The sequence below is a fragment of the Pseudomonas sp. WS 5532 genome, from assembly GCF_012985445.1.
GTDB lineage: Bacteria > Pseudomonadota > Gammaproteobacteria > Pseudomonadales > Pseudomonadaceae > Aquipseudomonas > Aquipseudomonas edaphica.
This window is the reverse complement of sequence record NZ_JAAQWK010000013.1, coordinates 178629-202844: the sequence shown is the minus strand read 5'-3', so window position 1 is coordinate 202844 and position 24216 is coordinate 178629. Positions and strand designations below refer to the sequence as shown.

Sequence of the window (24216 nt, the reverse complement as noted above, 5' to 3'; positions counted from 1 at the left end):
AACAGTTCGGTCGCGCCCCCCGGCAACTGCCTTAAGCAATAACCCCGACACGTGGCCGCGCAGTGTTTGCGTGCCCGTCGTTCGCCTGACCCGTCAAAAGGACCTGTAAGTGATGCGTTCCCGACTGAAGCTGCCTGCTACCCGTGCCGACAAGGTGCCTGCCACCTCAGGTCAAGTGTTGCTGCTCAAACCCCTGGCCCAGGTCATTGCGCTGCTGGTGTTTGCCGGTGGTGCCCACGCGGCGCAGCCTCAGGCGTTCAGTTCGGGCTGGTTTGCGGCCAAGGGCGCAGCGCAAACGGCCGGCAGCGCACGACCGGGTGTGGTGATGCCGGGAACGCCGCCGCCGTTGTCCCAGCAACAGCGCGGCAACGAGCAGTTGCAGCGCTCCTTGCAGAACCTCAATACCAGCGTCGCCGCGATTGCCGCGCAACAGGCCGTGCAGGCCGCTGCCAGAAGCAGCGCGGGCGCGGCGCCGCAGAGCATCCACAACGGCCTGGGTGGTAATGGCTTGAATGTGGTGATTGGCGCAGATGGCAAGCCGCTGTTCGTCAACGCCGAAGGGCCGGTGCAGACCGATGCCAACGGCAAGACGCTGGTGTCGATCAAGCAGACGGCCGACAAGGCGATCCTCAATTGGCAAACCTTCAACGTGGGCCGCGACACCACCGTGCAGTTCCAGCAGAACAGCGATTGGGCGGTGCTCAACAAGATCAATAACAGCACCGCGCCTAGCCAGATCCAGGGGGCGATCAAGGCCGACGGCACGGTGATGATCGTCAACGGCAACGGCGTGGTGTTCAGCGGCAGCAGCCAGGTCAATGTGCGCAACCTGGTGGCGGCAGCCACCGGGTTCAGCGATGAGCAATTCACCGCCAGGGGCCTGTACAGCGCCAGCAACAGCGCACCGAGTTTTGCCCAGGCCGCCGGCAATGTGACGGTCGAGCGCGGTGCGCAGATCCAGACCCAGGTGCCCGCCACATCGACTGCCGGTGGCGGTTATGTGTTGCTGCTGGGTAAAGAGGTGGCGAACGCCGGGAGCATTTCCACCGCGCGCGGCCAGACTGTGCTGGCGGCGGGCGACAGTTTTGTGATCAAGAAGGGCTACAGCACCGACGGCAATGTCACCTCCACTACACGCGGCAACGAAGTCAGCGTCACCGGCAGTGGCAAGGCCAGCAACACGGGGTTGATCCAGGTCTCTACGGGGGACATCACCCTGACCGGCCAGCAGGTGCTGCAAAACGGCGTGGTGCTTTCAAGCTCCTCGGTGGAAGCACGTGGCACCGTGCATTTGAAGGGCACCGGCAGCAACGCCAGCGTAAGCCTGGGCGAGGGCAGCCTCAGCGCCATTGTGCTCGACAGCAGCAACGCCCTCGACAGCCAGCGCGCCGGGTTGATTACCCCGGCGGCTGACCAGGCCGGTAACGTCGTGCCGGCTGACGTGTACCGGCGCGACCAATCCCTGGTGGAAATCACCAGTGACGGCACGGTGGACTTTCGCAGCGGCTCCCTGACGCTGGCAACGGGTGGTCAGGTCGGCGTGAAGGCGGCGCAGCGCAGCTTGCTGCGTGACGGCGCAGTGATCGACGTGTCCGGCGCCATCGGCGTCAAGTTGGCGATGGAGTCCAACAGCGTCAAGGTCAATATCCAGGGTAACGAGCAGCGCGATGCGGCGGTCAACCGTGACGGCAAAACGCTGAACAACAACGATGTGTGGGTGGATGTCCGCGACCTGATTTTTGTCCCGGCCGGCACCAATGGCTATGCCACCGACCGCTGGTACACCGCGGGCGGCCTGCTGGAAGTGGGCGGCTATCTGGGCACGCGCAACCACGGCATTGGCGAATGGATGGCCCAGGGTGGCACCGTGACGTTCAGCGGCAAGGACGTGGTGACCCGGCAGGGTTCGCAGATCAACCTGTCGGGCGGCACCCTTGATGTGCAGGCTGGCAAGATCCAGCAAACCTGGCTCAAAGGCCCTGATGGGCGCTTGTACGAACTGTCGAGTGCGCCGGGGGATTTGCTCTATACCGGGATCTACAAGGGTTACGAAGACCACAGCCAGCGCTGGGGCGTGACCGACTATTACTACAACCCGCTGATCGCCCCGCGCGAGCGCAGCGAAGCCGGCTATACCGTCGGGCGCGATGCCGGGCGCCTGGTCGTCAGTACTGCCGGCGCCGTGCTGGAAGGGCAAATTGTCGGCGACACCTACCAGGGTGAGCGCCAGACCCAGGCTGCGCAAAAAGGCCTGGACGGTTACCTGCAATCGCAAAAAGCCGCGGCCCGTGGCGCCGCCCTGGTGGTGGGCAGTTATGTGCCGTATTACGTCAAGGACAGTGCCCAGTTGCAGTATGCCTTGGGCGCGGACGCCAACACGGCGAAGAACGTGGTGCTGGGGCCAAGGGCCGCTGCCGTCGCGGCCGGGTTGGACTTGAACAGCGCACTGCCGGCTGATCGAGTGTCGACGTTGTATCTGGACAGTGAGGCGTTGAGCGCGACGAAACTGGGATCGATCAAGGTCGCCAGCACCGGCTCGATTCTGGTCAATGGCGCACTGGAGGTGGAGCCCGCCGGTGACATCACCTTGTTTGGTCCCAAGATCGAGGTCAATGCCAACCTCACCGCGCATTCCGGCAGCCTGCAGCTGGGCAACGTGCAGGCGCAGATTACGCCGACCGGCAAGAACGACGTGACCCTTGGTGGTCGCGGCAGCTTGGTTGTCAATGCTGGCGTGTCGCTGGATACCAGCGGTCTGTGGAGCAACCAGCTGCTCAGTGTGAGCGACAGCAGCCGGTTGCCTTACCTCAACGGCGGCAACGTGGCCTTGCGCAGCAGTGGCGATGTGAGCCTGGCAGCCGGCAGCCGGGTGGACGTGTCTTCCGGCGCGGCCCTGGATGCCAGGAACCAGCTGATCGGTGGCAAGGGCGGCGACGTCACGCTTGCGGCCAACGCCAACAGTGCAGACAGCCGCGGCAACCTGGCCCTCAACGGCGAGTTGCTCGGCTATGGCGTCAGTGGCGGCGGGCGCTTGAGTGTGCAGGCCGGCAAGGTGCTGATCAGTGATCAGCCGGCCGCGCCCCAGGCGGGCACGCTGCAACTCGACAGCGGGTTCTTCAACAAAGGCTTTGGTGCCTACGACATCACCGGCAACGAAGGTTTGTTAGTGGCCGACGGTACTCAGGTCGACGTGACTGCGCCGGTTTACCGCCTCAATGACACCGCGCAAAACCTGGTGAGCGGCGCCGACCCGCGCAGCGCATTGCAAATCTGGACGCCGCCGCAATACCGCGAAACCCCCACCAAGGGCCAGTTGACCCTGCGCAAAGGCGCGAGCCTGAGCTTGCAAGCAGGTACCGCATTGTCCACTGCGGCGCAGATGGCTGCGGTGCAGGCGCGCATTGGCCAGGGTGCGGTGATCAACGTGGATCCGGGCCAGTCCATCGGCGTGCGCAGCATTGGCCAGTTGACCGTGGACGGCACGTTGAATGCCTGGGGCGGCACTATCACCCTGGGTGGCGTCAGCGTGCAGCCCACGGTGGCCGATGGTGTTGAGGCCAAAGGTCACGACCGTTCGATCTGGGTCGGCGAACACGCCGTGCTGGACGTGGCCGCACGCGCAGCCACGGCTGTCGACAGCCTGGGGCGGCGCTACGGCGTGGTGGGCCAGGGCGGCACTATCGTGATTGGCGGGCTGATCGACCCGGCCACCGGAATCGCCAGCGCGGCCAACCTGTTTGTGGTGGTGCGCGAAGGCGCACGCCTGGACGCCTCTGGTAGCCAGGCGCTACTGGACATGTCCGGTGCCGGCCCCACAGTGGTCGCCAGCCGTGGCGGCAACATCTCCCTGGCTTCCAACAATGGCCTTTATCTGGACGGCACGCTTAGCGCCAACAGCGGCGGCGCCGGTGCGGCGGGTGGCAGCCTGAACGTGGCCCTGGAAGCGCCGTTGTACCTCGATACCGCCGTTGCCCGTGTGCGCCAGGCGCGTGAATTGATCGTCAGTGCCGCCGATTCAGGCGCGCCTTTACCGATCGGCAGTACGCCCGAAGCGGTGGCGGGCGGCTTGACCTACGGGTACGGACGGCTGACGGCCAACCAGATCAGCGCCGGCGGTTTCGACAACCTGTCGCTGCTGAGCAACGGCCTGATCAGCTTTGACGGTGATGTGTCCTTGCGTCTGGGGCAGAGCCTGAGCCTGTATTCAGGGGCCATGGCTTTGACCGATAGCGCCGCGAAGCCGTCTCAGGTGTTTTTGACCGCACCCTATGTGCGCCTTGCCGGGGTGGGCAACAACAACAGCGCCACCGACAGCCTGGTGCGCCCGACGGTCCAGGGCGGCGTTTCCACTCAAGGTACGGCTGGCCTGTTGAGCGTCGAAGCGTCGAACGTGCTGGATGTGCGTGATAGCGTCAATTTCGGCGCCCATGCCGAGCGCTCCAAAGCGTTGGCCAACGGTATTGACCGGCGTGCCTTTGACCAGGCTCATTTGGTCAGCCAGGGGGATATGCGCTTTCTGGCCCGAAGCGCCGACAAAACCCAAACCGCCCTGACCACCCAAGCCGACCTGAACCTGATCGCCGCGCAGATTTACCCGGCGACCGGGGCCGTTGCCGAGGTGACGGCAGGTAACACCGGCGGTGAATTTGACCCGGCGCGTACGTTGCGCATTGGCCGGGTGCGCAGTACGGACCCGGCGCTGCCTTACTCAGTGTTCGGCAGCCTATCGCTGAACGCCTCGACCATCGAGCAAGGCGGTGTGCTTCGCGCGCCTATGGGCAGTCTCAGCTTGGGTGTGGACGGTGGTATTACGCGCGCTACCAAAGTGATCAATCTGTTGCCGGGCAGCCTGACCTCTGTCAGCGCAGGTGGCCTGGTGCTGCCTTATGGTGGAACAGTCGACGGCGTGACGTGGCGCTACGACGGCAAGCAGGTAGAGTTGTTGGGCGTTGGCGGCACCCGCAGTACAGGTAATGCGGCGGTGGGTGTGCAACTGGCGGGCGGCTCGCTGAATGTGCAACGGGACGCAGTGCTGGACCTTTCCGGTGGCGGCCAATTGCTTGGCGCGGCATTCGTTTCCGGGCGCGGCGGTTCCACGGATGCGCGCTACAACCCCTTGGTGCAAATCGGAGCGGACGGACGCTTTTCCTTACCGGGCCTGGCCACCAACCCCATCTATGCGATTGTCCCCGGCAGCCAGCCCTGGGTAGCGCCGAGCGGCGGCGAAGCGGGCGCGACCCAGCCTCTGGTCGGCCAGCAAATCAATATCGGTGCGGGTGTGCCTGGCCTGCCACAGGGGACCTACACCTTGCTGCCGTCCACTTACGCCCTGTTGCCAGGGGCGTTTCGTTTGGAGATCAACGGCTTGGCCGCGCCGTTCGCCAGCGGCGCGATGCACAGCGCCGCGGCCATGAATAACGGTTCCTGGTCAACCGAAGGCTTGCTGTCGGTTGCCGGTACTCACATTCGTGACAGTTTATCGAGCCAGTTGATTGTCACTCCGGCTGAGGTATTGCGCCGTTATTCCCAGTACAACGAAACCGCTTACGCAGACTTTATTCGCGCGGATGCGGCACGCCTGGGTGTGCCACGTGCTGCGCTTGAAGCCGATGCCAAAACCCTGAGATTGCGACTGGTGGGCGGTCAAAAAGACCTGGGGTTCAGCTTTGATGGTGAGGGGCGCTTCAAACCCGCACAGGGCGGTTTTGGCGCCACTGTTGCGGTGCTGTCCAGTGGCGACATAGAAGTGGTTTCTGACACCGCAACGGCCAGTAGCGCTGCATTGATGGCGTCGGTGCGGGCCAGCGACTTGAATGCCTTGGGGGCTGCCCGTTTGGTGGTGGGCGGTGAACTGACGGTGGTGTATGGCCAAGGTGGCAACTTCGTCAGGTCCGACCTGGCAGCCATCACCGCGAGCTCGGTGGTTGTGCGCCAGGACGCGACCCTGGCGGCGCCGGAAGTGTTCCTGGTGTCGGGCAGGTCATCGGGCGCGATTGAAATCGAGCAAGGTGCGTCGATCAATACCTTGGGGCGCGGCAAGGCCGCCTATGACTCCGATGATGGTTTTATCTACCGGCCGGGCACCCGCAGCGTGTTGGCAGTCTCCAATGGACGTTTGCAGATGCTGGCGCCGGTAAACGGTGACGGCCCCAGTGGGCCGGGCAGCATTCTTATCGGCCAATGCAGCCTGAGTGCCTGCAGCGGCGACGCATCACTCTATTCCGAAGGCTCGATAGCCTTTGCCACCACCAACCGGTTTGCCTTGAGTGACAGCGTGCGCTATGGCACCCGCCATCTGGCCCTGGCGGTGGGTGGGATCAACGTCGGCAGTGCCCAAGCGCTGGCCGACGCCGCTGCGCGGGGTGTGCTGCCGTCGGGCCTGACCCTCAACCAGCAGGTGCTGGACCGCCTGCTGCGCGGCGATGCTTCCAGCGGTGCACCGGCCTTGCAAAGCCTGGCGCTGACCGCCGGGCAATCGTTGAATTTTTATGGCAACACCACGCTGAGCACCCTCGACAGTTCGGGTAAGTCGCTGCTCGATGAGCTGCTGCTGACCACGCCTGCGATCTATGGGTACGGCAGCGCCAGTGATGTGGCGCTGATCCAGACCGGCACCCTGGTATGGGGTGGCGCCACCAGCACACCGCCAGCCGTGATCAGCAATGGGGCGGGTACCGGCAGCGGCACTCTGGCGTTGCAGGCCCGGCGCATCGCGTTCGGTTATGGCCGCGATGCCCAGCCCGACAGCCTGGCCAACAATGGCCGCATGACGCTGGGCTTTGCCACGGTCAACCTCAACGCCAGCGAACGTATCACGGCCAACCACAAAGGCAGCCTGACGGTACATCAGGCCCAGGGTGCGTACGAGGCCGGCAAAGGCTTCGCCTACAGTGGCGGCAACCTGAACATCAGCACGCCGCTGTTGACCGGCGAAGCCGGCTCGGTCAATCGCATCACTGTCGGTGGCGCGTTGACTGTGCGGGCCCCGGCCAGCGGCACAGCGCCGGTAGAGGCGGCGGCCATCGACGCCTTGGGCGCCGAGCTGCTGCTGTCCGGTCGCAGCGTGGCGCTGGATACCTCGGTGGTGCTGCCGAGCGGCAAGCTCACCCTCAGCGCCGATGAAGAACTGACCCTTGGCGCGGCTTCACGCCTGGACCTCAGTGGTCGCAAAGTGCAAATCAGCGATGTGAGTAAATACAGCTGGGGCGGTGATGTCAGCCTGGAAAGCCGTCACGGCAACATTCGCCAGGCGACAGGTGCACTGATCGACTTGTCTGCGCAATTCAATCAGGGTGGCTTGCTCAAGGCTGTGGCGGTGGACGCCGGTGCCGGGCAGGTCGACTTGCAAGGGCAGGTTCGCGCCGGCAGCAGCGGTTATTACGATGCCGGTGGCACCCTGGTGCCGTACAAAGCCGGTGGGGTGGATATCCGCGCGCAGCAGGTAGGGGACTTTGCCGCCTTGAACCAGCGCTTGAACCAGGGCCAGGTCGTTGGCTCGCGCAGCTTCCAGCTCAAGCAGGGCAACCTGGTGATTGGCGATGAACTCAAGGCCAATCAAGTCAATGTCTCGGTGGATAACGGCAGCCTGACGGTGCTGGGCACCATCGATGCCAGTGGCGAGCGGGTCGGCAGTATTCGCCTGGCCGGCAAGCAGGGCGTGACCCTTGCCGGCAGCGCGCTGCTGGATGCGCACGGCAGCGTATTGCGGGTCGACAGCTACGGCAAGATCATCGATGCGCCGAACCGAGCGATGGTGGAACTCAACAGTGGCGACGGTCAATTGACCTTGGCCGATGGCGCGCGTATCGACCTGCGCCACGGCACCGCTGCGGCCCCGGGCAGTGGTCCGGGACACTCTGACGGCGTGGCCCGGGGCACGCTGGAATTGAACGCACCGCGGCTCAATGCCAATGACGTGGCCATCGACGCCAGCGGGCAGGTCAACATCCAGGGCGCCCGCTCCATTGCAGTCAACGCGGTGGCCCGTTACAGCGATGCGCCGGTGGGCACAGAACCGTCGGCCAGTGGCCGACCGTATCAGGTGATTGACCAGAACTACCTCACGCAAAAGCACGCGCTTGCCGAGGCTTTCATAAACAACGCCCTTAACAACGCCGGGCTGATGCAGGGCAAGCTCGCGGGCTTGAATAACAGCCGTTATACCGAGGCGTTCCACTTGCGCCCAGGTGTGGAGATCGTCACCCAGGGCGACCTGGTGGTGAGCGGCGACCTGGACCTTTCCGGCTACCGTTACGCCAGCGTCAACCCCAACACGCCGAAGACTTCGGTGTACGGCTCGGGCGAGGTGGGCAGCCTGGTGGTGCGTGCCGGTGGCAACCTGGATGTCTACGGCAGCATCAACGATGGCTTTGCGCCGCCACCGAAGACGCCCGACGATAATGGCTGGGTGCTGACGCCGGGGCTGCAAGGGTTCGGTGCCGATGTGATTGTGCCCGGCCCTGGCGTGGTACTCGCCAACGGCAGCGCATTCCCCACGGGCAAGACCCTCAATTACCCGTTACCGATCCAGGCCACTGCATTGGCCCAAGGCACTGTGCTGCCGACCCGAGGCACACTCGACGCGCCACTGACCCTGCCGGCCAACACGGTGTTGAGCGCGGCGGTGCGCGACAGTGGCGGCAACCTGTTGTACGCCGCGGGCACCTTATTGCAGCAGCCTGTGGTGCTGGCGGCCGGAACACAACTGGAGGCGGGCACGGTCTTGGCCGGCGCGGCTTCGCTGCGCGCCATGACCTGGCCGGCGGGCGTGCCACTGCCCAGCCGTGGGGGCGTGACGGGCAGTGCAACGGACGGTGTGTTGCTGGCCGGTGACATGGCCCTCAAGGTCGGGGCGCTGATTCCGTATGGTACAGACGTCAAGTTGCCCAATGGTGCGGTGTCGGTACCGTTGCGCACCGTGACCGGCGCCACGGCGCGCCAGAACTGGGCCGTGGCACCGATGCTGGCCGAGGGCTCGCAGTCGTGGTCATTGCGCCTGGTGTCCGGTGCCGATACCCAGGCGGCTGATACCCGTGCGATCCAGCCAGCCTACGCCGGCGACTTGACCCTGGCCGACACGCACTACGGAATCTATGAGACCCACGACAAAATCATCATCCCGGCGCAACCGGCGCGGCCGGGAGGGGCATGGTACTGGAGTGATTTGGCCGCCGAGCTGTTCGGTTACGAGGCAGGGACTCCAGTGTCGCAGTCCGAGTCGGGATTGTGTGATGAACCCGACATGTGTATTCGCGTCAAGTACGTATGGAGCGACCTCGGGGAACTCTTCGGCTTTGTACCGGGCCAGCCGGTATCGCCTCAGGACGAAGGCACCTGCGACCCTGATTTGTGCGTTTCCCTGGGCGAACCGATTCCAGCAATACCTGAGCAGGTCACCATCGGGCCGGTGAAACGGGTCTCACCCGTGAGCCAGCACTTTAGCGTGCTGCGCACCGGCACCGGGGATCTGGACTTGATAGCCGCGGGCAATGTGGCGATGAAGTCGCCCTATGGTATTTATACCGCCGGCGCCTCCAGTGCTTCTCGTGCAGGCAGTGCCGCCGCTGAGTTTGATCGCGCTCGCGCCACCTCAGCGGATGGAACGGTGCTGGGCAGCGCGGCCAAGGCGTATGAAACGCTTGTCGATAAAAGCAGCCCCTATGCCGCTTGGTATCCCGATGGGGGCGGCAATTTGTTGTTGCGCACGGGTGGTAGCCTGACAGGCGATGTTTGGACGCCGCTCACCGACGCGATCATGCCCAATGACGGTCGCACTCAACTCAACAGTGCGAACCTGGGCAATTGGTTGTGGCGCCAAGGTACCGGAAACACTGCGGGTGTGACCCCGACACCTGCCAGTTGGTGGATCAATTTTGGTACTTACGTTAAAAGCGACAGTGGTGCCAACATCGAACTCGAAGACCGCGCACAGATAAACCTGCTTCCACGCCTGGTGGGGTTCACAGGTGTAGGCACCCTGGGCGGTGGCAACCTGACCCTGGACTTGGGCAGCGATGCCGGCATGCTCGTTCGTCGCGGCGATCCCGGTGCAGTCAGAGCACCGCGCAGCGAAGGGTTGGTGCTGGCTGTTGGCAGCACTGGCCGGGTGGTCGACGGGCAATTGCTGCTCACCGGTGGCGGTGATCTGGATGTGCGCATGGGCGGTGATTTGAACCCCGGGCTGGATGCCCGCGCGAGCCGTGATAAATCCGCTACGTTGTCAGCCGATTATAAAGCGCAGGTGCTCAGCCTCAACGGCGTACTGACCAACCTGCGTGGTGCATTGAACCTGCAAGCAGGCAGCCTGGGGGGCATTGCCTTGAACTACGGTGAAGTGCCCGGATCTCAGGATGCCAAGGACAGCCGTGCTTACTCACCGTACACCGCCAGCCTGGGCACGGCCACGGGCGGTATCACGTTGATGTTGGGGGACGCCACGGCCAACCTGTCGACCCGAGGTGACTTGGTGCTGGCGGGGACAGGCGATCCAGGACGTGTTTCTACCGAAAATACCCAGGCATTCAGTTACAACGGCACAGACTATGGCAATGGGACCACCTGGTTCTCGCTGTGGACCGATCGCACGGCCATTGACCTTTTTTCCGCAGGTGGCAGTTTGACGCCTAGCGTGCAGAGCATGTCGCTTGCCAGGTCAGGCATCCTTGCGCCTTTGCAAGGGCAGAACTACTCAAGCTCCGATGGGCGTTTTATCTTCCCTTCCAAACTGGGCGTGGTGGCAGCCAATGGCAGCATCTATCTCGGTGCGTCCGCGTTGGGCGTTGGCCCGCTGCCCAATAATCCCGTTTACTCGTTATTGCTGGCGCCATCGAGCCAGGGGCGGCTGGCGATGTTGGCCGGCGATTCCATCTACGCCAGTGGCTATGCAGTCAACCAGTCGGGTGACAGCCTGAGTTCCATAGCGACGCCTTTGGCGCCAGCCTTTGTTGGCAGGAACGGGTTCAATCGCGTCATCGACAACCTGGGCGGTGACGCGATACAGGCTGATCTTTCCTTGTTTGCCTTGCGCAGCCCAACCGATCTTGCGCGCCCGCCAGCCCAGACACAGCCGGCCAGGTTTTATGCCAATCAAGGCGATATCGTCGGCTTGCGCAGTGGTGAAATCATCACGTTCAGCAGCGGTCGGCAAGGGCAGGTCCGCTATGAATCCGCAGGTCCGGTGTGGATGCGAGCGGGGCGCGATATTGTCGGCTCAGGCACGTATCTGGGCACATCCACGGTGTTTCCGGCGTTGCTTGCTGACAACGGCGACTACATAGGCGAAAGCCGCGGCAACCTGTTCGTGCATAACCGTCCCGAGGATGTCTCGGTGGTGTCTGCCGGGCGCGACATTACCTACAGCAGCTTCAACGTCGCCGGCCCCGGCACCCTGGAAGTCAGTGCCGGGCGTAATCTATTGATGGAAGACAAAGCCTCCATCACCAGCCTGGGCCCGGTGGCGGTGGGGGATTCCCGGCCAGGTGCGTCTATCGTGCTGGAAGCCGGGGTAGGGCCTAATGGCCTGGATTACCTGAAGTTCGTCACGCCTTACCTGGACCGCGCCAACCAAGCGCTCGACGGTGTGCCCCTGGCCGGGCAGACGGGCAAGGTGGTGAAAACCTACGAGACCGAACTGCTGCAATGGCTCAAGGAACGCTATGCCTTCAGTGGTGATGCCGATCAGGCGCGGGCGTACTTCGCCGGCCTGGGGCCTGAGCAGCAACGCATTTTTGCGCGCTCGGTGTATTTCGCTGAAGTGCGCGCGGGCGGTCGTGAATTTAACCTGAGCGCAGGCCCGCGTTCCGGCAGCTTTTTGCGCAGCCGCGCGGCTATCGACGGGTTGTTGCCGAGCAAGGACGTGGCGGGCAACCCGATTGTGTATGACGGCGATATCACCCTGTATGGCGGTGCCGGGGTGCATACCCGGTTTGGCGGCGATATCCAGATGCTCAGCCCTGGCGGGCAGCAGGTGTTCGGTATTGAAGGGACTGCGCCGCCGGCGACCGCTGGGGTGCTGACTCAAGGTGCCGGGGATATTCAGTTGTATGCCCAGGGCAGCATCCTGTTGGGCCAGAGCCGCATCATGACCACCTTTGGCGGCTCGATTCTGGCGTGGTCCGATGCCGGTGATATCAACGCCGGTCGGGGATCGAAAACCACCGTGCTCTATACCCCGCCGAAACGCGTGTATGACAACTGGGGCAATGTGACCTTGTCGCCCAACGTGCCGAGTGCGGGGGCGGGTATTGCGACGTTGGCGCCGATTGCCGAAGTGCCGGCCGGTGATATCGACCTGTTGGCGCCGGCGGGCACCATTGATGCGGGCGAGGCGGGGATTCGTGTTTCGGGCAACGTCAACATTGCGGCGTTGCGCGTGGTGAACGCGGCCAATATTCAGACCCAGGGCAAGTCGTCCGGGGTGCCGGTGACGGCGGCGGTCAACACTGGGGCGATGACCTCGGCGAGTGCGGCGGGGGCGGCGGCTTCCCAGGCAGCGGAGGACGCGGCGCGCAGTCAGCAGGCGGCGGCGAAGCAGGGCAGGGCTTCGATCGTGACGGTGGAGGTGTTGGGTTTTGGCGCTGAGCCGGTGGAGCGTGAACCGCAGCCTGCGGGCCAGCAAAAGACCTCGGGGTATAACCCCGGCAGTCCGGTGCAGGTGTTGGGCGCGGGGCCGTTGAGTGAACAGGCGCGGGCGCGGTTGACTGACGAGGAGCGTAGGCAGATTAGTTTGTAAGGGTTTTTGCGGGACCTCTCGTTGTAAGGTTTGGGGCGATCGGTGATTGCCCCTTTTTTTTGCGTGTATATCCGTTATTTGGGTGATGGCGACCTATGGTTCTGCTCTTACAGAGGGTCACTTTTGGCAAACGCCCGGAATGCCGGCCCAGCCAAAAGTAACCAATCTGAATACACTGAAGAACTGCTTTTCTGTGGGAGCTGGCTTGCCTGCGATGCAGACACCTCGGTACATCAGGTTCACAGAGTTGATGCCATCGCAGGCAAGCCAGCTCCCACCTTTGATCGAGTGTGGCTCTGCTGTTGCTGTTGCTCTTACATCCTTTTCGCTGACGAAGTCAGCGGTCTTTTGATCTGCGCTTTTGATCTTGATCTGAAATCGCCCCCCAAATCACTGGCGGATTGCGGGCATGCCGAGCCATAGCGAGGCACCGAGTGTTGGGGCGAGGACCTTTTGGTTACTTTTGACTGGGCCGGCATTCCGGTCCTTGCAAAAGTGACCCGCTGTAAGAGCGCAACCAATAGCCGCCGTTACCTGAATAACGGATATACACCCCTACAATCTCTCAGCAAAAATTGCCCCCGAACCAATCCCAAATGAAGCTTTCATGACAAAAGTTCGGTAGCCCCCACCCACTCCCGTCTTGCCTATGTAACGCGCTGCAGGCGATCAAAAGTCGCCTCCAAAGCCGTCAGCAGGACGCCAGGAGTGGGGCAATGGGAACTATGGAACGTTATTCGAAAGTCGGCATGCAGGAGCTCGATCAGCGCCTGTCGAAGATCGTCGAAGCCGCGCGCAAGAAGCCGGTTTCGGTATACCGCTACGGCGCGCCGTGGGTGTGGATCGTCTCCCAGGACGATTGGCAAGGCGCTTTGAAGGAAGTCTCCAGCTACATCCCGGCGGGCCACTCGCTGGTGTTGTTGCGCCCGCAGATCGACGACGTGCTCGAACAGTACCGCGACTGGCTCCAGCCCGAGCCGGGTATGTTGATCGCGCCGCACACCGTGGTGCACATCCTGTTGCTGCAACTGCTGTATTCGGTGCCCAGCGAACAGCAACTGCACGAGCAGCTCAATTACAACCTGCTGTTTCGCTGGTTTGTCGGCCTCGACCTGACCCAGAAGGTGTGGAGCCTCCACGCCCTGCAGCGTGACATCGCCAGCCTGCTGAACAACCCGCAGGCGGTGCAATTGATCCAGAAAATCATCGGTGAAGTGTTTTGTGGCGCCTTGCTGCACATGCCGGAGTTCTCACTGAACTTTGCCTTGTTGCACACCTGGCTGGCCCGGCACAGCCATCTTTCGACCACCAGCAATTGAGCAGGCCGAACGCCGTGCAATCGGTGAAGGCGCGCCACTTTTTTAGACAACCAGGGGGCCGTGTGGAGCATCTGTTCAAGTCAACGCTGGCGCTGTGCCTGACGCTGGGGGCCTTGGCCCAACCCGCGCTGGCCGAGGAGGAGGGCGCAGCGCGGCGGGTCGACGTCAACGAATATTTCGTGCGCGGCAATACCGTGCTGGATGCGGCGGCCATCGAGGAAGCGGTGTACCCGTTCCTGGGCCCGCAAAAGACCCTCGGTGATATCGAAGGCGCTCGCGATGCGCTGCAAAAGATCTACCAGGCGCGTGGCTATCAGTCGGTGTTTGTGGAGCTGCCGGAGCAGAAGGTCGATGACGGCATCGTCTACCTGCAAGTCAGCGAAACCAAGGTCGGCCGCGTGCGCGTGGTCGGCGCCAAACACTATTCGCCGGTGGAAATCCGTGAAGACGTGCCGGCGCTCAAGGAGGGCGCGGTGCCGGATTTTGCCAGTGTGCAAACCCAGCTCGCCGGGCTTAACCGGGGCGTCGGGCGCCAGGTCACGCCGCTGGTACGCGAAGGCGCGCGGCCAGGCACCATGGACGTGGACCTGCAAGTGGAAGACCAGAACCCCTGGCACGCCAGCATCGGCCTGAACAACGACTACAGCGCCGACACCGAGAAGCTGCGCACCGTGGCGACCCTGGGCTACGACAACCTCTGGCAAATGGGCCACAGCATCTCGCTGACCTACTTCACCGCGCCCCAGGACAGCAGCAATGCCAAGGTCTGGTCGGGTTCCTACAGCGCGCCGCTGGATGAGCGCTGGACCTTGCAGTTCTCCGGCTACCAGTCCGACAGCAACATCGCCACCATCGGCGGCAGCAACGTCTTGGGCAAAGGCCATTCCTACGGTGTGTCGGCGATCTACAACCTGCCGGCCAGTGATAACTGGGCCAATTCGTTCTCCTTCGGCGTGGACTTCAAGGACTTCGACGAGCAGCTCAAATTGGGCAGCAATGCCGACAAGGTGCCGCTCAAATATGCGCCATTCACCTTCGGCTATAACGGCTATCGCTACAGCGAGCAATCGGCCCTCAGCCTGGGCCTGAACCTGGTGGTCGGCACCCGTGCGTTCTTCGGCTACGGCAGCGATGCCCAGGAATTCGAATACAAGCGCTACAAGGCCAGCCCGAGTTTTGCGGTGCTTAAAGGTGACACGACGTACACCTACACCTTCGCCAGTGATTGGCAATCGGCAACCAAGGGCGGTTTCCAACTGGCCTCCGGGCCGCTGGTGTCCAACGAGCAATATTCCGCCGGTGGCGCCACTTCGGTGCGCGGCTACCTGGCGGCAGAGCGCACGGGGGACGAGGGCCTCCTGTTCTCCCAGGAAATGCGCACGCCCTCATTGGCCAAGTTTCTTGGCAGCTACGTGCAGGAATGGCGCTTCTACGCGTTCGCCGAAGGCGCGCGCCTGCGCCTGCAAAAGCCGTTGGCCGAGCAAGAAGACGAATACAGCCTGGCCAGTGTCGGCCTCGGCACCCGCGCCAGTTTGAGCAAATGGTTATCCGGCAGCCTGGACTGGGGCTACCCGCTGCTCGATGGACCGAACACCCAGAAACAGGACTCGCGACTGCACTTCAGTGTGCAGGCGACTTTCTGACCTTTTCTCCCGGAGACTTCACCATGCAACGCCTATTTCTGAGCCTGTTGATCTGCCTGGGCTTCGCGCTTCCGGCCACCGCCCATGCCTGGTGGCAGGACGATTGGCACTACCGCAAACAGATTACCGTGGACACCACCGCCCAAGGCGCGGCCATCAATCAAGCCCTGGGCCGCACTGCGCTGCTGGTGCGCCTGCACACCGGTAATTTCACCTTCGATGGGGTGAAGGAGGATGGCAGCGATTTGCGCTTTGTCAGCGCCGATGACAAGACCGTGTTCAATCACCAGGTCGAAAGCTTCGACCCGCTGATGGGCATGGCGCTGATCTGGGTCGACGTGCCCAAGGTCGAAGGCGGCCAGCGCCAGGAAATCTGGATGTACTACGGCAATCAAAAAGCCCCGGCCATCGCCAACGGCCAACTCACCTTCGATCCGAACTACACCGGCGTCTACCATTTTGACGGGGCCAACGGCACCCCGGCCCGGGACACCACGGCCTACAGCAACACCGCGCTGAACGCCACCGGCGCCAGCATCGATGGCGTGATCGGCCGCGCCCTGCAGTTTGGCGGCCAGCCGCTGATGCTGCCGGCCAGCCCATCCCTGCAACACGCCGCCGGCAGTGCATTGACCTTCAGTGCCTGGCTGCGCCTGGACCAGGCCAGTGGCGAGCAAATCGTCCTGGCCCGTCGCGATGGCCCCCACAGCCTGTTGCTGGGCTTGAACCAAGGCACGCCGTTTGTGGAAATCGACGGCCAGCGCGCGGTCTCCACCCAACCGTTGAACCCGGGCCAGTGGCAACACCTGGCGTTCACCGCCGAGGGTGAAAAAGTCGCGCTGTACGTCAATGGCCGCGAAACCGCGAACCTGGCCGTGGCCCTGCCGGCCTTCACTACACAGACGGCGATCGGTGCCGATGTGCCGGAGGCGGGCAGTACGCACCTGCCGTTTGCTGGCGCCATGGATGAGTTGCGCCTGTCGAAAGTGTCGCGCCCGGCCGCGTTGCTGCTGGCCGATGCGAGCGCCCAGGGCGCCGAATCCAAGCTGGTGGCGTATGGCGTGGATGAAGAACAGTCGGGCTTCGGTTTCGGCAGCCTGGGCTTTTTGCTCAAGGCCGTGCCGATTGACGCCTGGGTGATCATCCTGGTGCTGGTGGCGATGATGGTTCAGTCGTGGTTCATCATGCTGCGCAAGAACCGTCAGGTCGGCCGCGTGAGCAGTGCCAACGAGATCTTCCGTGAGCACTTTGCGCAGATCGGCACCCGCCTGGAAATGTATGCCGATGACGCCCAACTGGCCGAGCGCCTGGGCCACTCTTCGCTCTGGCGCCTGTACCTGGTGGCGGTCAAGGAGATCCGCACCCGCCGTGCCCAGGGCGCAGATACCTCATCGGTTTCGGCGGCCACCATCGAAGCAATCCGCTGCTCCATGGACGGCGTGCGTACTCGCGAAAACCAGGCCCTGAGCTCGAAATTGTCGACCCTTTCCAATGCCATCGCCGGCGGCCCTTACATCGGTCTGCTGGGTACGGTGCTGGGGATCATGGTGGTGTTCCTCGGCACGGCCATGGCCGGTGACGTGAACATCAATGCCATCGCCCCCGGCATGGCGGCCGCCTTGCTGGCCACGGCCATGGGCCTGTTCGTGGCGATCCCGGCGCTGTTTGGCTACAACCGCCTGATCACGCGCAACAAGGAAGTCAGCGCCGATATGCGCGTATTTGTCGATGAGTTCATCACCCGCCTGGCGGAAATGCACGGCGAGAGCCAGTTCAGTGAAGCCGCCCACTCGCGCGGCCACCACGCCTCCGTTCCGGCCTGAGGAGAATCAGCATGGCTTCCGTAAATGCCGCCCACGACGATGACGATGACGCCGCCGTCGACACTATTAACATCACGCCCCTGGTGGACGTGCTGATGGTGGTGCTGGTGATGTTTATCCTCACCGCCACCGCCCAGGTGTCGGGTATCCAGATCCACTTGCCCAAGGCGAGTGCTTCGGTGTCGCTGTCCGAGGCCAAGACCAAGGCCATCTCCGTCAACGACGGCGGCCAGGTGTTTCTCGACGCCTACCCGGTGACGCTGGGCGAGCTGGAGGAGCGCCTGCGCATCGAGAAGGCGCAGAACCCGGACTTCCCGGTGATTGTGCGCGGCGACGCCATGGTGCAGTACCAGAAGGTGATCGAGGTGCTCGACTTGCTGCGCCGGCTGGAGCTGTCCCAGGTCGGGCTGGTCACCGGCAAGCCGAGCCAGGGTTGAACCATGACCGCACAGATGCCGATCCCGCCCATGCCCGTGAAGAACAAGCTGCTGCGCCCGCTGAAGTGGGGCGCTGGCCTGCTGCTGGCCGCCCTGGCGGCCTGGTTCCTGTGGCAGTGGGCCAATGACATGAGTGGCGTGCGCCGCGAAGCGCCGAAGGTGCCGACCATTATCCCGTTGCCGCCACCGCCGCCACCACCACCGGAAAAACCCAAGGAGCCCGAGCCCAAGGTTGAAGAAAAAATCCCGGAGCCGGTGCCCACGCCTGAGCCCGAAGAGTTCAAGCCGGCGGAAGAAGCCCCGCCTTCGCCCGCCGATGACTTGGCCAACCCGATGCAGATCGATGGCGATGCGCAGTCCGGCAACGACGCGTTCAACATCGGCGCCGGCAAGGGCGGCGGCATGGCCGGTTCCGGTGGCGGCGGCTTGGGCACCGGCACCTACAAACAGTACCTGGCGGGGCTGTTTCAACGGCTGCTGAGGGATGACCCCGAGTTACGCAAAAAGGCGTATGCGGTGCAGGCCGATTTGTGGCTGAGCGCCGCAGGCGAGGTTGTGCGTGCAGAGCTGGTGAAGTCCAGCGGCGATGCCGAGACCGACGCGCAAGTGCTCGCCGCCTTGCGCGCAACCCATGCCACACAACGCGTTCCAGCAGCCGTGACGATGCCGGTGCGCCTGTCGCTCAAGGGCCGACGCCCGGATTGATCACACCCATTTCTTGCAGGTTTTTACAGGAGTTGCGTATACATGATTTCCCCCGTGAATCGACTGACCCTGGCGGTCGGCATGGTCATCGCGACCCTGGTTGGCCAGGCGACGGCTGCCCCGGTTGCACCGTCGGAAAACGTCACGATCAACCTGATCCGCCTGCTGGTGCAGCAAGGTGTGCTGACCCAGGACGCCGCCAACGGGTTGATCGCCCAGGCCGAACAACAAGCCCAGCAGGCCCGGCAAGCCGCTGCTGCGCCGGTGGTTGCCAGCGGCCCGACGGCGGCGCCTGGTGATGTGCGCGTGCAGTACGTGCCGCAAGCGGTGCGTGACCAGATCCGTGACCAGGTCAAGGCCGAAGTCATGGCCACCGCCAAGCAGGAAAACTGGGCGCAGCCCAATACTTTCCCGGACTGGGTGTCGCGTGTCAGCTTCGACGGCGATATTCGCCTGCGTGACGAGTCGCGCTACTTCTCGGGCAACAACAGCAACGAAATCGTCGACTACGCCAAGCTCAATGAAAGCGGCCCGTATGACGTCAACAAAGACACCAACACCAAGTTGCCGCCATTGCTTAACGCCAATAAAGACCGCGAAAACCTGTTTCGCCTGCGCGCTCGCCTGGGCATGAAAGCGCTGATTACGCCGGAGTGGACCGCCGGTATCCGCATCGGCACCGGCTCGGACAATAACCCGGTGTCCACCACCCAGACCCTGGGCGGCGGCTTCGGTAAAAAGGACATCTGGCTCGACCAGGGTTACCTGAGCTGGAAAGCCACCCCGGACGTGACCCTCACCGCCGGGCGTTTCGCCAACCCGTTCTATTCCACCGACATTTTGTACTCGCCGGACCTGAACTTCGATGGTATTGCGGCCAACTTCAACCATGCGCTGAACAGCGAGTGGGGCGTATTCGGCACCCTCGGCGTATTCCCCGTGGAGTACACCTCCGACGCGTCCAGCAGCAACGGTTTCGACAAGGAAGACAGCGACACCAAATGGCTGTTCGGCGGCCAGGTTGGCGCCAACTGGAAGATCAACCGCAGCAACAGCCTCAAGGGTGCGATGGCGTACTACCACTTCGACGATATCGAAGGCCAACGCTCCAGCCCGTGCAGGCCGTGGGCCGGCCAACCCGCCTGCGACAGCGACGGCTCGCGCCTGGCCTTTATGCAAAAGGGCAACAGCGTGTTCCTGCTGCGCGATATCACCCCCAACCCGGCCACACCTGGGTTGACCCCGCAGCCGCAGTTTGTGGGCCTGGCCTCGAAGTTCGACGTGCTCGACCTGAACCTGGCCTGGGACGCCGAGCTGCCCAGCGACTTCAAGTTGCGCACCCAAGGCAACTACATCCACAACCTGGCCTACGACAAGGGCGAGATGCTCAAGCGCAGCGAAGGCCAGATCGTCAACAACATCAACAGCAAGGGCCAGTTTGAAAGCGGCGGCAATGCGGCGATGGTGCAGTTCACCCTCGGCAACGCGTTCGAGATGCGCAAGCGCGGCGACTGGAACCTGTTGGCCGGCTACAAATACATCCAGCCCGACGCCTTGCCGGATGGCTTCAATGATTCCTCGTTTCACCTGGGCGGCACCAACGCCAAGGGCTATTTCGTGGGCGGCAACTACGGCATCGACAAGAACATCTACGCCAGCGCCCGTTGGTTGAGCGCCTCCGAAGTGTATGGCGCGCCGTTTGAAGTGGATGTGATGCAACTGGAACTCAACACGCGCTTTTGATGCGCAGGGAGATGCCACATGAACACGCGAATCTTAGGCGGGCTGTTGCTGGTGCTGGTGGCCACGGGCGCTTCGGCCGAAGGCATGGAGGAGCGCCTGCGCACTCAACTGCGTAGCACCACCCAACAGTTGCAGGCGTCGCAAAGCGAGCAGGCCCAGGCCAGTGCCGCGCGTATCGCCGCCGAAGCACAGGCCAAGCAGGCCCAGGCGCAGATCAAGCAATTGACGGCCGAGCTGGAAAAGGCCAGGGGTGCGGCCGAGCAATTGGCCGGCCAGCAACAGAGCCTGCACAGCCAGGCGCAAGCCCAAGTGGCGGCGAGCAATGAACAGATCGGCAAGTTCAAGAAGGCCTATGACGAGCTCTTGGTTTTGGCCAAGGGCAAGGAAACCGAACGTGCCCGCCTGCAGGCGCAACTGAGCGAACGTGACACACAAGTGCAGCAATGTTCAGCCAAGAATCAACAGATGTACGGCGTGGCCCGGCAACTGCTGGCGGCTTACGAAAAAATCGACGTGGCCGAGGTGATGAGCATCCGCCAGCCGTTCGCCAGCAGCGCGCGGGTCAAGTTCGAGGAACTGGCCCAGGGTTTTGGAGATGAGCTATACCTTAATCGGTTTGATGCTCCGCACACCGCCCTTAATCAATGATCAACAAGGAAGAGACACTATGAGCGATGTTCAATTGATCTCCAGCGTCACCCCGCAAAGCCTCACCGAGTTGCTGCAGGAAGCCGGCTACCGGGTCAACCAGACCGAACAGAACGGCATCGTGCAACTGCTCAGCGCCAGCCAGGGCATCGGTTTTGCCGTGCGTTTTGGTAACGCGGCGGCCGAGCAGGGCAGCTACGTGGACTTCACCTACAGCTGCGCGCTGCGAGTACAAGGTGAACTGCCCAAGGGGCTGGCCGAGGTGTGGAACGCCTCGCGGCGCTTTGCCCGCCTGTCGTTGCAGGGTGAATTTTTGCTGATGGAAATGGACGTGGTGGTGGCCGGCGTGGGCGCCGCGCACCTGCGCAGCCAACTGGAATTGTGGGACCGACTGCTGCAGGAATTTATCGTGTACCTGCGCGATTACAGCCAGCAAGCCGCGCAATTGCAGGCCCAGGCTAGCGCTGCGCCAGTGGATGAAGAGGCGCCTGTCCTGTGAAAAAACCAACCCTGCTGGTCGGCGCCGGTGCGCTGACATTGCTGGTCGTGGCGGTAGGGTTGAGTCTGCGACCGGGTGCTGACCCGGTCGCCGCTCAGCAGCCGGCGCCGGGCGTGAACACCGAAGGCGCAGGCCCGGCGGTGGCGCGTCTGGGTAACCAGCAGATCGGTCTGCCTGAACTGCAAACGGTGCTGGCCGGCTTGCCGGCTGAAACCCGCGAACAACTGCGCGGCAACCGTGGCGCACTGGAAGCCTGGATTCGTTCACGCCTGGCGCAAAAAGCCGTGCTCGAACAGGCGGATGCCCAGGGCTGGCGTCAGCGCCCGGAGGTGGAGCAGCAGACCCGTGCCGCCACTGAGCAGATAGTGTTCCGTGACTACATGCTGTCGGTCAGCCAAGTGCCGGCCGACTACCCCAGCGCAGCTGAATTGCAGCAGGCCTACGACAGCGGCAAGGCCCAATGGGTGACGCCGCCGTTGTACCGGGTCAGCCAGATTTTCCTCGCCGTCAATGACCCGCAAAACCTCGACAGCGTGCGCCGCCAGGCCCAGGAACTGAGCCGCAAGGCCCAGGCTGCACCGGCTGAATTTGCCGCCCTGGCCACGCAATATTCCCAGGACCCTGGCACCGCTCAACAAGGCGGTGACTCCGGGTTGCAACCGTTGCAGCAACTGGTGCCGGAAGTACGTGGCGTGGTTTCGCGCCTCAAAGTCGGCGCGGTGTCGGATGCGCTGCAAAGCGCGGCCGGTTTTCATGTGCTCAAACTGACCGGCCAGCAACCGGCACGCACCGCCAGCCTTGATGAGCTGCGCGAACGCCTCACCCAAGCCTTGCGCGCCCAACGCCAGGAACAGATCGCCAAGGCCTACCTGGAAGGCATGCTCAATACCGCGACGTTGAGCATTGACGGTGCCGAACTGAACAAGGTGCTGGAATAACACCGGCCTGGCTTGGCACTGGATGTATCGACCGACACGACAGGGAGTCTCCCATGGCATATTTAGAACCGTCCGGCCCTCAGGGGGCTGCAGCCTATCGCGCGCCAAACGAGCCGCGCAGCACCTGGCTGGCCCTGGCAGAGGAGATCGAGCCGGAGGTGGTGCGCTACTTTTTGGTCAGCGCGCGGTGTGGCTGTTTTATGCAAGCCGCGCGCAGTTTGAATATCAAGGCCACGCTGTTGCGCAAGCGCCTGGCGCAGTTGGAAGAGCAACTGCGCCGTTCACTGTTCAGCTATCAAGGCAATGGCTTGGCGCTGAGCCGCGACGGCTTGCAACTGCAAGCGCAACTGGTGAGCCTGGCTCGCGAGCGGCGCCTGCCGGTGATGGTGCAACAGCCGCTGATACGCCTGGCCGTTGCTGAGCCGATCCTGCATGACATCCTCGGCCGCGACCTGATCGCGTTGTTGCGCCGCAATGCCAGTGTGCGTCTGGAGATCATCTCCATCGACAGCCAATTGTCGTTGCAGGCGGTGGATGTGGACGTGGTGTTATGGCTGTCGGATGCCGACGGGCCGGTACCTGGGCCGAGTTTTGCCACCGAGCCGCCGCGGCGCCTGGCGCTTTTGCAGTATTTGCCGCATATCGCCAAGCGCTATTCGCGGTTGACCACGCGCCCGGACAGTGTGGAAGACCTGGATGACTACATGCTGGTGCAGTGGCAGCCGGATGTGCAGGTCGAGGCCTTGCAACCCTGGAACAGCGTGGTCGAACAGCGCTTGGCGGCGGTGGTGAAAGTGCAGGCCTATTCGCTGATGCTGGAGATGATTCGTTGCGGCGCGTGCATTGGCCTGCTGCCGCACTACATGGGCAGCTTCGACCGTGGGTTGGTGGCGTTGCCCGGGTTGATGGGCGAGACCATGCAGCGTCAGGTGTGGCTGGCGGTGAATGCCCAGGCGCATGATGCTGAAGCGGTGCGGATGGTGGTGGAGCTGATTGTGGGGACGTTTGAAGGGCGGCGGGAGTGGTTTGATTGACGGGCTGCTGAGTACCGAGAGGCATCCTGTTTCATGTGTGTTGTAATATATCGAGACAACCTCGCCAGTCTCCGCGGACTGCGCCATGAAACAGAGTGAAGAGTGATGCAGGCCACCCGGTTGACCTTGATTTGCCATGCCGTCACGCCGCTGCAAAAGCACGGGCGTTTTCCCGATGACGAGTCTGTCGCGATGGATTGGCAAGGAGCGGCGTTATCCCTGGCCGGGCGTTTCAAGAAAACCATGCGGTTAGTCAGCGCGCCCGAGGCCAGAAGCCGTCAGACGGCGGGCCTGTTCGGTGCCGACGCGCAGATCGAAAATGCTTTGCGTGATGTTGATTTCGGCGCCTGGAAAGGCCAGGCCATCGATCAATTGGCCCCCGACGCCTTGGCGGCCTGGATGACCGACAGCGCCGCCGCACCCCATGGCGGTGAATCGGTAGAGCAGCTCTGCACGCGGGTTGGGCACTGGATCAAATCCCTCGAAAGCCACCCCGGCCATGTCGTGGCCGTCACCCACCCCTTCGTGATCCGTGCCGCCTTGCTGTACGTCATGCAATTTCCCCTCTCGAAGTTCTACTTGATCGACGTCGAGCCGCTGTCCGCCACCGAGCTGCGCTTCAACACTGTATGGCGCCTGCGCCTGGAAACTCACGCCGAGTGCCATGAACATGGCAAAATCCACGCCCCGCAATGAG

Annotated in this window: 12 protein-coding genes; all 12 read left to right on the top strand. The window is 63.1% G+C overall.

The genetic code is table 11. The features are described from left to right. Nucleotides 1–112: 112 nt before the first annotated feature. The 12 genes from HBO23_RS21880 to HBO23_RS21825 all read left to right on the top strand — a co-directional run bounded on the left by HBO23_RS21880 (nucleotide 113) and on the right by HBO23_RS21825 (nucleotide 24215). Nucleotides 113–12730 (top strand): filamentous haemagglutinin family protein, encoded by a 12618-nt coding sequence (locus HBO23_RS21880; protein WP_170039729.1) that lies wholly within the window; start codon nucleotides 113–115, stop codon nucleotides 12728–12730. Between the two features lie 725 nt (nucleotides 12731–13455). Then, nucleotides 13456–14049 (top strand): transposase, encoded by a 594-nt coding sequence (locus tag HBO23_RS21875; RefSeq protein WP_017139647.1) that lies wholly within the window; start codon nucleotides 13456–13458, stop codon nucleotides 14047–14049. 62 nt (nucleotides 14050–14111) lie between these two features. Further along, on the top strand, nucleotides 14112–15692 hold the full coding sequence (locus HBO23_RS21870) for a ShlB/FhaC/HecB family hemolysin secretion/activation protein (RefSeq protein ID WP_170039727.1): 1581 nt from the start codon (nucleotides 14112–14114) through the stop codon (nucleotides 15690–15692). A 23-nt stretch (nucleotides 15693–15715) separates the two neighbouring features. Beyond that, nucleotides 15716–17515 (top strand): MotA/TolQ/ExbB proton channel family protein, encoded by a 1800-nt coding sequence (locus HBO23_RS21865; RefSeq protein ID WP_170039725.1) that lies wholly within the window; start codon nucleotides 15716–15718, stop codon nucleotides 17513–17515. A gap of 11 nt (nucleotides 17516–17526) precedes the next feature. Beyond that, entirely contained in the window at nucleotides 17527–17952 is a 426-nt protein-coding gene (locus HBO23_RS21860) for a biopolymer transporter ExbD (protein WP_017139644.1), read from the top strand. Nucleotides 17953–17955: 3 nt separating this feature from the next. Next, on the top strand, nucleotides 17956–18657 hold the full coding sequence (locus HBO23_RS21855) for an energy transducer TonB (RefSeq protein WP_170039723.1): 702 nt from the start codon (nucleotides 17956–17958) through the stop codon (nucleotides 18655–18657). Between the two features lie 42 nt (nucleotides 18658–18699). Continuing rightward, nucleotides 18700–20400 (top strand): putative porin, encoded by a 1701-nt coding sequence (locus HBO23_RS21850; RefSeq protein ID WP_099549255.1) that lies wholly within the window; start codon nucleotides 18700–18702, stop codon nucleotides 20398–20400. Between the two features lie 18 nt (nucleotides 20401–20418). Beyond that, a complete protein-coding gene (locus HBO23_RS21845; protein ID WP_170039721.1) occupies nucleotides 20419–21048 on the top strand; it encodes a DNA repair protein in 630 nt (209 codons plus the stop codon). A 19-nt stretch (nucleotides 21049–21067) separates the two neighbouring features. Next, nucleotides 21068–21547 (top strand): YbjN domain-containing protein, encoded by a 480-nt coding sequence (locus HBO23_RS21840; RefSeq protein WP_170039719.1) that lies wholly within the window; start codon nucleotides 21068–21070, stop codon nucleotides 21545–21547. Then, a complete protein-coding gene (locus HBO23_RS21835; protein ID WP_170039717.1) occupies nucleotides 21544–22485 on the top strand; it encodes a peptidylprolyl isomerase in 942 nt (313 codons plus the stop codon). Before HBO23_RS21840 ends, HBO23_RS21835 begins: the two co-directional genes overlap by 4 nt. 53 nt (nucleotides 22486–22538) lie before the next feature. After that, nucleotides 22539–23519, top strand: coding sequence for a LysR family transcriptional regulator (locus tag HBO23_RS21830; protein ID WP_170039715.1), 981 nt, complete (start codon nucleotides 22539–22541; stop codon nucleotides 23517–23519). Nucleotides 23520–23624: 105 nt separating this feature from the next. Further along, nucleotides 23625–24215, top strand: coding sequence for a histidine phosphatase family protein (locus HBO23_RS21825; protein WP_170039751.1), 591 nt, complete (start codon nucleotides 23625–23627; stop codon nucleotides 24213–24215). The last annotated feature ends 1 nt before the right edge of the window (nucleotide 24216 follow it).